General features: G+C 58.9%; 14 protein-coding genes. All 14 read left to right on the top strand.

The genetic code is table 11. From position 1 onward, the window contains the following. The first annotated feature begins 82 nt into the window (after positions 1–82). Positions 83–307 carry a hypothetical protein gene (locus H7C86_RS35490; RefSeq protein WP_007734782.1) on the top strand — a complete coding sequence of 75 codons (225 nt, stop codon included), beginning with the start codon at positions 83–85 and terminating at the stop codon, positions 305–307. Further along, the gene (locus tag H7C86_RS35485) at positions 304–471 is read left to right on the top strand and encodes a hypothetical protein (RefSeq protein ID WP_007734781.1); all 168 of its coding nucleotides are present in this window, start codon (positions 304–306) and stop codon (positions 469–471) included. The genes H7C86_RS35490 and H7C86_RS35485 overlap by 4 nt, the downstream gene beginning before the upstream one ends. 118 nt (positions 472–589) lie before the next feature. Then, positions 590–805 (top strand): antitoxin VbhA family protein, encoded by a 216-nt coding sequence (locus H7C86_RS35480; RefSeq protein ID WP_007734780.1) that lies wholly within the window; start codon positions 590–592, stop codon positions 803–805. Beyond that, the gene (locus H7C86_RS35475; protein ID WP_182263372.1) at positions 802–1,644 is read left to right on the top strand and encodes a Fic family protein; all 843 of its coding nucleotides are present in this window, start codon (positions 802–804) and stop codon (positions 1,642–1,644) included. Before H7C86_RS35480 ends, H7C86_RS35475 begins: the two co-directional genes overlap by 4 nt. 283 nt (positions 1,645–1,927) lie before the next feature. Then, complete coding sequence (gene mobC, locus H7C86_RS35470) at positions 1,928–2,209, top strand: plasmid mobilization relaxosome protein MobC (RefSeq protein WP_007734770.1); 282 nt, start codon at positions 1,928–1,930, stop codon at positions 2,207–2,209. Further along, on the top strand, positions 2,206–2,811 hold the full coding sequence (locus H7C86_RS37765) for a relaxase/mobilization nuclease domain-containing protein (RefSeq protein WP_259349422.1): 606 nt from the start codon (positions 2,206–2,208) through the stop codon (positions 2,809–2,811). Before mobC ends, H7C86_RS37765 begins: the two co-directional genes overlap by 4 nt. Beyond that, positions 2,712–4,028 (top strand): hypothetical protein, encoded by a 1,317-nt coding sequence (locus H7C86_RS37760; protein ID WP_259349421.1) that lies wholly within the window; start codon positions 2,712–2,714, stop codon positions 4,026–4,028. Before H7C86_RS37765 ends, H7C86_RS37760 begins: the two co-directional genes overlap by 100 nt. A gap of 52 nt (positions 4,029–4,080) precedes the next feature. Then, positions 4,081–4,674: a DUF4145 domain-containing protein gene (locus H7C86_RS35460; RefSeq protein ID WP_182263371.1), complete on the top strand. Its 594-nt coding sequence runs from the start codon at positions 4,081–4,083 to the stop codon at positions 4,672–4,674. An 830-nt stretch (positions 4,675–5,504) separates the two neighbouring features. Continuing rightward, positions 5,505–6,317 (top strand): carbohydrate ABC transporter permease, encoded by an 813-nt coding sequence (locus H7C86_RS35455; protein ID WP_259349420.1) that lies wholly within the window; start codon positions 5,505–5,507, stop codon positions 6,315–6,317. Further along, positions 6,314–7,204 carry a carbohydrate ABC transporter permease gene (locus H7C86_RS35450; RefSeq protein ID WP_238565212.1) on the top strand — a complete coding sequence of 297 codons (891 nt, stop codon included), beginning with the start codon at positions 6,314–6,316 and terminating at the stop codon, positions 7,202–7,204. Before H7C86_RS35455 ends, H7C86_RS35450 begins: the two co-directional genes overlap by 4 nt. Positions 7,205–7,380: 176 nt before the next feature. Next, positions 7,381–8,514 (top strand): extracellular solute-binding protein, encoded by a 1,134-nt coding sequence (locus tag H7C86_RS35445; RefSeq protein WP_238565211.1) that lies wholly within the window; start codon positions 7,381–7,383, stop codon positions 8,512–8,514. A gap of 55 nt (positions 8,515–8,569) precedes the next feature. Beyond that, a complete protein-coding gene (locus tag H7C86_RS35440; protein WP_007731939.1) occupies positions 8,570–10,903 on the top strand; it encodes an FAD-dependent oxidoreductase in 2,334 nt (777 codons plus the stop codon). Between the two features lie 126 nt (positions 10,904–11,029). Then, positions 11,030–12,193 carry a LacI family DNA-binding transcriptional regulator gene (locus tag H7C86_RS35435; protein WP_007731937.1) on the top strand — a complete coding sequence of 388 codons (1,164 nt, stop codon included), beginning with the start codon at positions 11,030–11,032 and terminating at the stop codon, positions 12,191–12,193. Continuing rightward, positions 12,130–13,212, top strand: a complete 1,083-nt coding sequence (locus H7C86_RS35430; protein WP_007731935.1) for an ABC transporter ATP-binding protein — start codon at positions 12,130–12,132, stop codon at positions 13,210–13,212. Before H7C86_RS35435 ends, H7C86_RS35430 begins: the two co-directional genes overlap by 64 nt. Positions 13,213–13,615 lie beyond the last annotated feature (403 nt).

Below are 13,615 nucleotides of genomic sequence, written 5' to 3'. Positions count from 1 at the left end.
AACTGTTCGAGCACCTGCTCAGCATCGGCCGCGAACGCCGCGCAGCCTCCCAACGCCTCGCCGCCATCCGCGAAGGCCGAGCATGAACACTCCAGACAAGCCAGATCAGCGAATCAGCAGGCCGGGGGTGGTGAAACACAGCATCTTCGGTGTCCTCGCCCTCGCCGTCGCAGCCCTGGACTTCACCATCGGAACCAGCCGAACCCTCATCGCCGGAGCCGGGTTACTCGCCCTTTCGACCTACAGCTTCCTGAAAGCGGCCAAACTCCGAAGGTCGCCCTCGAGCAGACAGGAACCCAGACCATGACCGATGACGAACACGACGCCTGGCAGCTCCACCACCACGGAGCCGACTGGGACGAAATCGGCACCGAAATGGGATGCAGCCCCACCGCCGCGCAAACCCTCGCAGCCGCCTACGAGAAACGCACCGACGACGCCGCCGCGCAAACCCAAAACACTCTGTTCTGAACACCGCCCCACAACGGCTGTTGACCGCAGGAAACAGGCAATGATCAGGTAGAATAGACAACGGTGTGCAGCTCCCCTGCACACCGCCACGCTCGACCGAGTCGACGAAGGAGCACCGGTGACCACTGCACGCAACGCACAGTCGCACATGACCGAAGCCCAGATCGACCGAGCCATCGCCGCCGCCACCGCCGGCCACCGCATGGCCGGCATGGAACCCAGCGAATACGGCATCGAAGTCGGACGCCGGCAACTACGCGGAGAAATCACCGGCGACGAAGCAGTCGCACTCGTCCTCGCCGAAAACCGCCGCCGCCGAGCTGCCCGCAGTTGAAAGACCCGTACGTCGACCCCGAAACCGGGGTCCTGATCAACAAACTCGGGCACACCGACCCGCAAGCACTCCTCGAGGACGAAACCGAAGCGGCGTATCAGCGCATCCTGCAACTCGAATTACAGCCCATCGCAGGTAATTTCGACTTCGAACACCTGAAAAAGATCCACCAATTCATCCTGCAAGACGTCTACGACTGGGCAGGCACCCTCCGCACCCGCGACACCGGCGCCGTCGGCATGAACCTCCCACACTGCCGACCCGAACACATCGAAAACCAAGCCGCATTCATCTTCCGCGGAATCGCCAAAGACAACTTCCCCCAAGGACTCCCGAAAGACCGCGCCGTCGACCGACTCGCCTATCACTGGGGCGAAACCACCGTCCTGCACCCGTTTCGGGACGGCAACTCCCGCTCGCAACGAGTGTTCTTCGACGAACTCCTCAAATCCTCCGGCTGGACCATCGACTGGCAGAAAGTCCACGCCTCCGCAGTACAAGCAGCCCGCTACGTCGCCATGGAAGCAACCCACACACCACTCCGCGACGTCCTCGCCGTCGGCGTACACCGCAACAACACCGAACCGCCCACACTCGCCAAAACCCAAGGCAACGTCATCCACCTCGAGGTGGCCGAGCACCACAAAGCGATGATCGAGCATCTCCGCAGTGGAAACCGCGAACCGTACAACCCCAACGAACTCAGCGACATCGCCAAGCGCGCCCGCATGAGCTTCCCCGCACCACCCGCGCACCGTGCCCGCAGCGCGGCCCCCGAAGACACCACACCGAAGCGGCCGGCCACACCGAAACGCGAACACGACCTCGGCCGCGACTGAAAACATCCGGACAAAAGCGGGCTGACCAGCACAAATGTGGCCGTGAATTGCTCCTACTGAAACTTTTCGGTGTGATCGCTCAACAGCCGAGCAAGAGCGCGAACGGTTTTCGGGTCAGTCATATCGCCACCGCGCGCGCAACCGATCCGCGCACCGGACGCCGCCTCCGCCGCCTGCAACTCCCGATATGCCTCAACAAGCTCAGCACTGGGATTCGCCATCAGCTCCGCTTGACGTTTCTGCTCAGCCTCGCGAGCAACGCGCATCTGGGAAGGAGTCCGAATTGCTGCGCCGTGCGCAGGAAGCGCGCATCACTGTGGCGCGGCTGATGGTCGAGTCCGCCCTCTCAGACACAGGTGAAACCGCCACCGATCGGCGCGATCTTGCCGCGGAGTTGTTCTCCGCGTTCCGGTTGTTGTCGGCAATTTCGACCAACATCAACCAAATGGCGAAAGCAACCAACGCAACCGGAGACATCCCCGCCGAACTGAACGGCGCACTGGTCAGCGTGCGTCGACTGGCGGACCGGATTCACGGCACCCTCGACGAGATGTCCGCGCCGTGATCGTCAAGATTTCCCGCGGCGCCAAAGTCACCGGACTGATGTCGTACCTCGCCGGTCCGGGTAAGAGCAACGAGCACACCGACCCCCATCTGGTGGCCGGCGACTACGCGATCATGGCGTGGCACGACGACAATGAACTCAGCGGTGTCGACGCTCTCGCGATTGGCAAGCAGATCGACCAGCCCCGCAAAGTGTTCGGCACCGAAATCAAGATCCCGAACTACCTGCGCGACGATGCCGAGCAGGACGTCCGCGACAGTCACGGTAAGAAGGTTCGCGATCCGATCGACCCTTATCGCGACGGAAATGTCTGGCACTGCTCACTTTCGCTCAAAGCCGATGAAGGCGAGCTGACGGACGAGCAGTGGAACAAGATCGCCACCGAGTTCATGGACGAAATGGGTTTCACCGAAACCTCCGGTCGCAGCCCCGCCAGATGGGTCGCCGTCCGCCACGAGTGTCCGCGAAAGGCAACGACCACATCCACATCGCCGCATCCGCCGTGCGCGAAGACGGAACCAAAGTCAACCTCTACCGTGACTGGAAACGAGCAAGCGTCGCGGCCGCACGCATCGAACGTGAACACGGCCTCGCTGTCATAGAGTCCCGTCAGAGCAAGACCGGCGAACGCGGCTACCACCGCGCCGAAAATGCGCGCGCAGTACGCAACGGGCAGACCGAACTCGACCGCGATCTCCTCGCACGGCGCGTGCGCGCCTGTGCAACATCGTCGAAGTCCGAAGCGGAATTCGTGCGCCGACTTCGCGGGCAAGGATTGATCGTCCGTCCTCGCTTCGCCTCCGGCCGCGATGACGTCGTAGTCGGCTACAAGGTCGCCGTCAGACCCGACCGCGACGCCACCGGAACCGATGCCAAACCCATCTTCTACGGTGGCGGGCACCTCGGTAAGGACCTCACACTCCCCCGCCTCCGCAAGGAATGGGAAGACACACCCACCAGCTCCGGTGAAGCCGTCGCAGAATGGCGCGCAGCACGACGGGAGATGCCCGCAGTGCGCAAGGGACGCGAGAGCGTCGTCGCCGATCCCGAACTGCTGGCACGCGCCGCGCAGGACATCGAGCAGTGGAACAAATACCTCACCAGCATTCCGGTCACCGACCGAGCACAATGGGCACGCGCCGCCGGCCGAACCGCAGGTGTCTTCGCCGCGTGGTCCTCCCAAGTCGAAGCCACACCCGGGCCACTCGCGAGAGCGTCCGTCCAACTCGCACGGTCCGCGCAGATCCCCGCACACCAACACGCCCCGAAGAAGGCCGGCATCGTCTCCGCGGGCGGCGCAGCGATGATCGTCATGCAATGCAAGCCGGGACTCGACGCAGCCGCCGGCTACGCCCTGCTACTGCGGCAACTGATGAAAGCAACCGAAGCGATCGCTGCATCATCACGCGCCGCAGGAGCCGCTGCCTACGCAGCCCAACTCGAGACCGTCAGCCGAGTGCAACTCGAATCGGTACACCGCCGACTCACCGCCGCCGCACAACGATCCGCCGAGACCGGTTCCGTCGAGCGCGAAGAACACGCGCACGAGGCCACCGCCACGACGGCGGCGGCGGCGGCGCCCGAGTCCGTCGAACGGTCCTACACCGCCGAAGAGCAAGTGGAGATCGACGCCGCACAGAAGTCTTTGCGCTTGTCGTACCCGAGCAGCCCGACCGAAGCAGTACGCCCGTCACTGATCCCCCCCGAAACTCGAACCCAAGCCACGAACCGCCGCACAACCCGACCGCGAGGCTGGACGAGACTTCTGACACCGACTAGGCATCAAGGAAACGGGACTCACCGCAGGAGGGTGTCCTAGTCTTTGTGCCATGGCGAACAGAGATTGTTGGCATTGTGAAAAGTCTTCACACATGACACTCGTGCACACGCAAGTGTTGAACCCTAACGGTGGCCGTGATGGCGATCCGATTGCAGGTTTGTATACGTGCGACAACTGCAAATGGCCAAACGTGGGTCTCGGCGGGAACGTGACGCGGAACTTGCCTGCCGCCACCGTCCACTCGGCTGCGGACATATCCGTCTGGTACCCAGAACGGGCAAGTGGCAGAGACTTCCCTGATGTACCGGCGCACATCGCCTCCGCCGCAGACGAGGCCTACCGGTGCCGAAGTTTCAATGCACTCCGTGCGGCCGTGCTGATGTCTCGATCAGTAATCGAATCCACTTGCAAGGAGAAGGAAATCGTCAAGGGAAATCTGGCAACCAAGATTGACAATCTCGCTGAACAAGGCCACATTCGGGCGATTATTCAGGCAGCCGCACATGAGATTCGTTTTTTGGGCAACGACATGGCCCACGGGGATTTTATAGACGATGTGATCCCGGAAGAGGCCGACGAGATCCTCAATTTGATGTCCATATTTCTCGACGAAGTCTTTCAGACGCCGAATCGCATCGAACGTGCCAAAAGTGCACGCGAGGCCAAGAAGGCTGCGTCGACATAAAATCTCGCGCGACGATCAGTGTCTGATCGGCAAGACGACAAGCATCACCGCTAGCGGACTGCGCGGAGAGCAGGTCTCGTATCCGTTTCACCGAGGATGTTTGCCAGATGGCGCTTGGTCCGGCACAGCTCTTCCGCGAGATCAACATGTGAGAAACCCATCTGCCCGTCAGTTCCAGCGCTTTCGTGGGGAAGGCCGGGTATTTTGCCAGCATCTGAGGTCAGGGTTCTTCGCGCCGAAGGCCGCTGCCGACGATCCCCAGGATGCATGTGGGATATGCATGAGCGGGTGGGGAGCCTCTGCGTGGTGGCGGTGGACATGCGCGCCGCAACTACTCCGGGTGCGGGTGTGTGTTGTTCGCGGGGAGTTGTAGGGCACCAGCCGGTGGGGTAGTACTTACCGCCAGCTTCACCATGCATGCCGCCTTCGCGTGGTCCGTGCGGCCCGCTCCTACGTGTGTCACGACCTAGACCTATTGACAGGACATTTGTTCGTGCGTAATTTTGGACCGGTCCAAGTGATCTGACGCACATCGCAGATGCATCGTCAGACATGCCACAGAAGTGGCACTGCATCGGGGGGAACGCAGGATGGCCGCAATCTCCGTTCAGTTTTGACGAGCTCGGAAGTTAAGGAGACAAGGTTTTGCAGCAATCACTGATAGTCGGTGCGCGCGGATGACGCCGTCCATTGACACTGCTTCGGAGAGGGAGGCAGTGTCCCGGAAGGTAGGGCGTAACCGTCATTCGTATCGCCGCCGTTCTCGTGTTCACAGCCGGGTGTTCCCCTTTCTTCTCGTTGCTCCGACACTCCTACTGTTCATTGCCGTTGTGGCCTACCCTTTTGCGCAGTCCCTTCTTTATGGACTTTTCGATGAAAGTCTTCTCGACACAGGTGGTGCGAGATTCACTGGATTCGAGAATATTGCGAGTCTTCTGTCGAGCAGTCACTTCTGGTCCGTTGTGCAGAACACGGTCGTTTTCGTCGCAGGCTCCACACTTGGTGCTTTTGCCATCGCGCTCGCGGCTGCGCTGGCACTGAACACCGGTATCCGAGCGCGCACTGCGTGGCGGTCGGCTCTGCTAGTGCCATGGTTCTTGCCAGGTGTAGTTGTGGCTTTTCTGTGGCGCTGGATTTTCGACGCGAATTACGGTCTGGCGAACGGTGTCCTTGACTGGATTGGGATTGACTCCGTGAATTGGCTGGACTCGCCGAGTTTCGCGATGATAGCAGTCATTATCGGTAAAATCTGGCATTCTTTTCCGTGGATGATGCTTCTCATTCTCGCGGCTCTTCAAGGAGTTCCAGCCGAGGTCTATGATGCGGCTGCAATTGATGGGGCGAGCGGATGGAAGCAGCAGGTTTACGTCGTACTCCCGCAGATTCGACCAGCTATCGCGCTTACGTTACTACTGGAAACGATCTGGGGTCTTCAGCATTTCGAACTCCCGTACGTGATGACGGGGGGCGGCCCTGTCGGAGCAACGACGACGTTATCGGTCGATCTTTACCAGTCGGCATTCCACAAGTTCGATCTAGGTCAGGCGGGTGCCATTGGCATCCTCTGGACGGCCCTCATGGCTGGAGTCGTGGCGATCTACTTGTTCTATTCGGCACGTCAAGAGCGGGAGGCACAGAAGTGACGCTATCGCCGGTGAAAGCAGTTCCGTCTAAAGTTGAAAAACCAGTTTCGCCAGCTTCGAGGCGCGAGCCAGGTAAGCAACGGTCGAGCACGGGATACGTGACGATCGTGATCGTCGGAATTTTTGCCCTTCTACCTGTCGCGTGGATGATATTTACTGCATTCACAGATACTTCGGATATATTTCAATTCCCGCCATCATTCCTGCGCACCTACACTCTTGATCATTTCATTTCTGTTATCAAGAACGAGACATTGTGGACTTTCGTTCTCAACGGGTTCTTCATCTCGGTGGCCACTTCGGCCTTCAGCTTGATCGTCGGATTTTGTTCTGGTTACGCTTTCTCGAAATTCAGGTTTGCTGCTCGGAGTTCGATGATGTACTTGATCTTGCTTGCTCAGATTGTGCCTCAAGTACTCCTGTTGTTGACCCTGTATACAGCGTTCCAATCGGTTGGATTGCTCAACACCTATACGGCGCTAATCCTCTCGTATACAACGTTCACGCTTCCGCTCTCGGTCATGATGTTGAAGAATACATTTGATGCGCTTCCCGACGAATTGATCGAGGCCGGTCGTATCGACGGCGCAGGTGAGCTACGCATCATGGTGTCAGTGTTGCTACCAGCCATGCGCCCGGCCCTCATCGCGGTCGGCCTCTTCTCGTTCATACGAGCGTGGAACGATCTTCCGTTTGCGTTGACCCTTGCTGACACAGAGCGTCAAACATTACCTGCAGGATTGGCGCTGACATTCATGGGTGAGTTTCAGAATTCCTACGGCGAGATGATGGCGGCTTCGATCCTCTCCTCGCTGCCCGTCGTGGCGATCTTCCTGATCTTCCAGAAGCATTTTGTCAGCGGCGCAATGACAGGAGCTGTCAAATGAGATCCATCAAGCGCAACGCTGATCGAGCACGCTCGACACCTAAGGCACTGGCTGACACGGGTATCTCGCGTAGGGCTTTTCTGGGTACCAGCGCAGGTGCAGTCGGCGCTCTGCTGTTGAGCGGTTGCAGCGCCGGTGGGGGTTCGGGATCCCACAGCGTCAACTTCACATCGTGGATGTTCGGCAACAAAAGCAGTGGAAAAGCATTGCGTGAGGTGACAACAGGCTTCACGCGAGCACACGACATCGAAGTCGTGGATCGGACCTATCCGTACGCGCAGTACCTGAATCAACTCGTGCTCAAGGCGAGAGATGGACGTTCTTCGGGCGTGGTCCACATTGACGAAGAGTGGATGTCCACTTTGGTTACCGCTGGAGTCTTGAAGGAGATGAGTCTCATTGTTGACGAGTCACTCTATCCGACAAGGGTTCTCGACAGCGGTACGTACCAGGGAAAGCGCTATGCAATGCCTTGGACGCAATCGGCGATCGGGATTGTGACCAACACCGAACTCGCCCGAGAGTTTGGTATCGACCTTGAGAACCTCAGGACCATCGAAAATTTCACGGAAGCTCTCCGCACAATCAAACGCTCTGACCCCACGATGATTCCGTACCTCCCGTGCACGAATGTCACACAGCTCAAGGACTACATCCCGTGGGTATGGGCCTTCGGTGGCTCCGTGGTCAGAGGTCGAGAGGTCACGCTGGGTGACGCCGGATCGACTGAGGCACTGGAATACTGGAAGAAGCTTCTCGACGAAGGGCTCATCGCGCCGGGCATCATCCGTGATGATGCTCGCACACTGTTCGGGCAGCAACGCGCGGTTTTCTACGAGGATGCGCCCCAGGCGATCGGAGTCGTCCCAAAGCAATCTGTCGATCCGAATATCGCCGACAAGATGAGTTCCCTCCCTCGACCCACTGGATCTCATGGGACGAGCGCCAATCTGCGGTGGAGCCAACCTCTCGTCGCCCTGACACTTGACGATGACGTACAAACCTTATTGCAATACATGAGCACCGACGACAGCGCTTTGAAAACGATGTTCACGGCCAGTGGTCAGCCCCCGACCTCAGAGTCCTCACTGAGCTCGCCGTGGTTCACCGAAGCGACCTTCCATGCTGAGTGGAACCGGGTCGTTGCATCGTCATCCCAGACCAACCCCCTGTGGAGCTTTCCGCTCGCCACTACAGCGCAACTCATTCTCGACGAATCAATCGAGCGTGGCTTGAAAGGCGTAGTGAGCGTCAAAGCGGCTCTCACCGAAGCCCGCGAAGCCTTACAAGAGGAGTTCGCCAACCACTGATCAAAAATCCGATCTTGTCTTTGAAACAAACCTGAACAAAGAGAGAGAGTACGTAGTGCAGACCATCGAAGAGACATATGACGTCGTCGTCAGTGGCGGAGGTTTGGCTGGCTTCAGCGCCGCCATAGCAGCCGCTCGGCACGGCGCCAGTGTTGTGCTCATTCAAGATCGGCCAGTCCTGGGCGGCAACTCCTCGTCCGAGGTTCGTGTCACGCCGCATGGTGCTGCAGCATTCCACGGTTACGCCCGTGAGACGGGGATTATCTCTGAGGCTCTCATCGAAGATCGCGCCACCAATCACGCGATTATTCGTGAGAACGGTTGGACAAATAGTGTCTGGGACTTGGTTCTGTATGACATGGCAGTTCGCACACCAGGACTGACTCTGCACCTCAATACGACAGCATACGATGCCGAAATCGACGGGGACCGAATCGTCGCTGTCCATGCTCGCGTCGCCAACGCGGAAACAGAACTACTCATCCGGGGGTCGGTGTTCATCGACTGCACCGGAGACGGGACTGTCGCAGCACTCGCCGGAGCTGAGAGCCGCACGGGGGAAGAAGCGGCGAACGAGTTCGACGAACTTCACGCCCCAGATACCGCGACGAGTCACACCATGGGAAGCTCGCTGCACTTCAAAACAATCGACACCGGAGCCCCGATCGATTTCGAAGCCCCGAAATGGGCACACAGGTACGACGATCAGTCCTTCTTCACCAACGGCGGTCGGATGATTCCAACCCTTGAAAGTGGCTACTGGTGGATCGAGATCGGCACTCCATGGGACACCTTGCACGACAATGAGACCATTCGGCACGAGCTGACCCGGCATGTGCTCGGAATCTGGGACTACTTGAAGAATCGGGATCCGTACTGGTCGCCTCGCGCAGCGAACCTCGCCCTCGACTGGGTGGGCCAGATTCCGGGCAAGCGCGAAAGCCGACGAGTTCTCGGCGAGTACCTCATGACCGAGCACGATCTGGGCGCTGAGGACCGATTCGATGATGAAATCGCCTACGGTGGATGGTATATCGACTTACATACCATCGGAGGTCTACTCAAAGAGGTCGCCGAACCGGTCACTACCGCCCGCCTGATGGATCCGGAGTCGAGTTCGGGATCGACGACATACGTCGGACCTTTCGGTGTACCACTGCGTACCCTCATCGCACGAGATTTGTCCAACCTGATGATGGCCGGCCGCAACGTGAGCGCGACCCACGTTGCGCTGGGGTCACTGCGTGTTATGGGAACGACGGCACTCATGGGGCAAGCAGCAGGTACTGCTGCGGCGCTGATCGGTGAGGTCACCGATCTACGCCGTCAGTACTCCGACATCATCGGCGACGTACAGCAGGCGCTGCTACGCGATGGTTGCTTTCTCCCGCACAAGAAGAATGAAGACCCAGCCGATCTTGCGTTGCGCGCAGTAACCAGCTCCAGCTCAACCCAGTCGGTGCACGGTGTCGGCCCGGGAAGCGCGAACTGGCTCGGTGGTATCGACCACTGGCGCGGGTATCCGGTATTTCCTTTCCGTGGCGAGTTGAAGCGTCGCGTCGGTCAGTGGGTGGCAGTCGGTGCTGGACAACCCATCTCGTCGTTGCGGATGGCGCTGCATAACCACGCCGATGCTGATCGTGTAGTGGCCGCAACGGTCCAGTTGGTCGATAACATCTGGGACTACCGTATCGATGCTGGGAAACCGCTGGCTGAGGGCGAACTTCTCGTCAGCCCAGGCGGCCCGCACTGGGTCGACTGGCAGGTTGACATCGACCCGATCTCGGACTCGGAGGTGCGCTTCATCCGCATCGATCTCCATGAATCCCCCGACGTCGAATGGGTCGTCAGTTCAGCGGTGCTGCCAGGTCAGATCGCGGCCTACGAGGACGGCGGTAGATATCGCCGGTTCGGCGGTGGTTCGACCATGAGCTTCCAGATCGAACCCGCCCAAGCCGCGTACCCAGCGTCGGAAGTGACCTCCGGCGTCACCCGTCCGCATCAGTCGCCGAACCAGTGGCGGTCCGATCCGGTTTTCCCACTGCCACAATGGCTACGCCTGGACTGGGCAACACCCCAATCCGTGTGCCAGGTGCAGCTCACCTTTGCCGGGCACCTACTACGGGAATATCACGCGTACCCGCCGCTCTATCGAGATCCGCAGACTGTCCGCGATTACGCAGTAGAAGCGCTGGTGGATGGTGAATGGCACGAGATTGTCAAGGTGACGGGCAATATCCGGACCCGAGTGGTGCACACGTTCGACGCAGTTCAGACATCAGCCCTCCGACTGATGATCTACGCGACCAACGGTGACCCTTCGGCAGGGGTCTACGAAATCCGTTGCTACGCAGACGATATTTGTACGGAAAATATCACACAGCAGTGAAGCGGGCTTGGTGCCGCACGAGGATGTTCTCACCGGACTCCCCGTGCGGCTCCGGCGACAGGACCTGACGCACTTACAGCAGTGCCACAGGAAAATTCACAGATGGCAGGACTCCATACTGATGGGATGATGATGTCAGAGCCTGCAAAGAAGACACGGATTACGATCCGAGACGTCGCGGCGGAAGCCGGCGTTTCAAAGTCTCTCGTCTCACTGGTCTACGCGCGCCCAGCGCAGGTGAGCGAACGAAACCGCCGTCTCATCTTGGAAACCGCCGGCAAGCTCGGCTTTCGCCCGAATTGGGCAGCACGCTCACTTGCTGCCTCCGATGGTGGATTCGTGGGCATTCTCATGGCTGATCTGCACAGTCCAGCATTTGCGGAGATTATCGACGGCGCCCGATCCAGACTCAAAGCAGCCGGACATGTCGGACTGATGACGGCAGTCAGTGCAGACACACGCGCCGGACAAACCTCGCTCGACGCCGATGCAGTGACATTCTTCGGCGATCTCCGACCAACCGCACTCCTGGTCGTCGGTGAACTCGAGGACATGTCAGCCGTGCATCCGATGATCCGCTCGATCCCATCAGTTCTCGCGGGCGCCTCGTTCGACACCGAAACTGTTGCAGCCACGGTCCGTACAGACAATCGAATGGGTATGGCAGCAGCAGTTGAACACTTGACGTCGCTCGGGCACCGCAGCATCGTCCACATCGGGGGCGGTGGTGGACATATTGCGGAGCTGCGTGCCGACGCCTACCGGCAAGCCATGACTCTTCACGGACTCGAATCGGAAGTCCATGTCGAGCCCGCCGACTTCTCGCACGCATCAGGGTTCTCTGCTGCCCGCCGACTTCTGTCCGGTACCACCGAGTTCACTGCCATCGTTGCGCTCTCCGATTACACAGCGATCGGTGCCCTGGGCGCACTTGCCGCCCAAGACAGGAACGATGTGGCGGTCATCGGGTACGGCGACGTCGAGATGGGCAGATCCGATTACATCAGTCTCACTACCGTGCGTCCCAATAACGCTGTGATCGGCGCCCGCGCGGCGGAGGAACTCCTCCATGCGATGGACGCCCCGCGCAACAAGACCAAAGAGGTCCTCATCCCGGCCGAGTTGATCATTCGCCGATCATCTACGAGGGGTGTGCTCGGCGGACAACCCGTAGGGATGGCATCGATTCCGACCTCGAAAAATCATTTTGAAAGGAACAACATTCCATGTCCTCCATCTCCTTCCGCTCGGTATCCCGAGTCTTCCCCGGCCACGAACGGCCCGTCGTAGACCGCCTCGACCTAGACATCGAGGACGGCGAGTTCATGGTTCTCGTGGGGCCCTCCGGATGTGGGAAGACCACTTCGTTGAGGATGCTCGCAGGTCTCGAGGAGGTCAGCGACGGGAACATCTTCATCGGCGACCAAGATGTGACGGCGATTCGACCCAGAGATCGTGATATCGCGATGGTATTCCAAAACTATGCCCTATACCCCCATATGAGTGTGCGCGACAATATGGGGTTCGCACTCAAGCTCAGTGGTGTCGATTCCGAGAAACGTAACAAGATGGTGGAGCACGCAGCGGAGATTCTGGAGCTGACGGCGCTTCTTGACCGCAAACCCAAAGCCCTCTCAGGCGGCCAGCGCCAGCGGGTCGCCATGGGACGCGCGATCGTTCGTGAACCCCGCGCCTTTCTCATGGACGAACCGCTCTCGAATCTCGATGCTCGGCTACGAGTATCGACCCGTACACAAATTGCCGCGCTGCAACGAAGACTGCAGGTGACCACCGTGTACGTAACCCATGACCAGGTCGAGGCGATGACTATGGGTGATCGTGTGGCTGTACTCAACAACGGCAAACTCCAACAGGTGGACACGCCGATGGCCATTTATGAGCGTCCTGCCAACGTGTTCGTCGCAGAATTCATCGGATCACCAGGTATGAACCTCCTCCAGACCACGTCTACCAATGGTCGTGCACAGTTCGGTAGTACGAACCTACCCTTGGAACGTTCTGCTATGGCCAAGGCGGGTTCGGCGAACGTCACCTTGGGTATTAGGCCTGAGGACCTACGCGTGGTTCCAGACGGAAAAGGGCTGACCATTTCTGTAGATCTCGTCGAAGACCTCGGCTCGACTTCCTTCGTATATGGCACGAGCATAGGCGGTGCATCTAGCTCCCAGATTGTCATGCGTGTACCCTCGCGTTCCGATATCTATGCTGGACAATGTCTAGATATAGGTTCGGATAGTAATGCGGTCACAGTATTCGATACAAAATCCGGTAACCGTCTCGACGACTGAGACTTCAGGGTGAACTGAGTCGAGCGAAACCAGTGGCAAATGAAAGACAATCCAACGCCGGCACGGCGTCGCCGAAAATCTAACTTGGAGAATATGGTTAATAGGACTCCTCGTCGAGAAATTTCTGAAATTTTGCAATGTGCTGTGGACTGGTTGCCCTATGGTCGGCCTCCAGAAGAAATTGTATTCCTCCGATTTGGTCTCAACGCGCGACAATTTTCTCATCGTATTGCTTGCGTGCTCACGGAATTTCCGTCCGACTTGTGTCTAGAAGGATCTTTGCGTCAACCTGTTGGTGGAATCGCTGATTCTTTAAAAGCTGAATACGCGAAACGGTAGCGGTTAAATAGGCTCATCCCAATCGGGGGTGTAGGAGTTGGGGTCTGAAGCCGCCGGTCTCGAG

Origin of the sequence: Rhodococcus sp. UFZ-B548, assembly GCF_903819475.1 — a bacterium.
Taxonomy (GTDB): Bacteria; Actinomycetota; Actinomycetes; order Mycobacteriales; family Mycobacteriaceae; genus Rhodococcus_F; species Rhodococcus_F erythropolis.
The sequence above is the reverse complement of the archived record's forward strand: the minus strand, read 5'-3'. Positions and strand labels throughout refer to the sequence as shown.

Excerpts from the sequence above, each read along its gene's own strand:
- H7C86_RS35490 (WP_007734782.1), top strand. The coding sequence starts at position 83 with ATGAACACTCCAGACAAGCCAGATCAGCGAATCAGCAGGCCGGGGGTG.
- H7C86_RS35485 (WP_007734781.1), top strand. The coding sequence starts at position 304 with ATGACCGATGACGAACACGACGCCTGGCAGCTCCACCACCACGGAGCC.
- H7C86_RS35460 (WP_182263371.1), top strand. The coding sequence starts at position 4,081 with ATGACACTCGTGCACACGCAAGTGTTGAACCCTAACGGTGGCCGTGAT.
- H7C86_RS35445 (WP_238565211.1), top strand. The coding sequence starts at position 7,381 with ATGTTCGGCAACAAAAGCAGTGGAAAAGCATTGCGTGAGGTGACAACA.
- H7C86_RS35435 (WP_007731937.1), top strand. The coding sequence starts at position 11,030 with ATGATGATGTCAGAGCCTGCAAAGAAGACACGGATTACGATCCGAGAC.
- H7C86_RS35430 (WP_007731935.1), top strand. The coding sequence starts at position 12,130 with ATGTCCTCCATCTCCTTCCGCTCGGTATCCCGAGTCTTCCCCGGCCAC.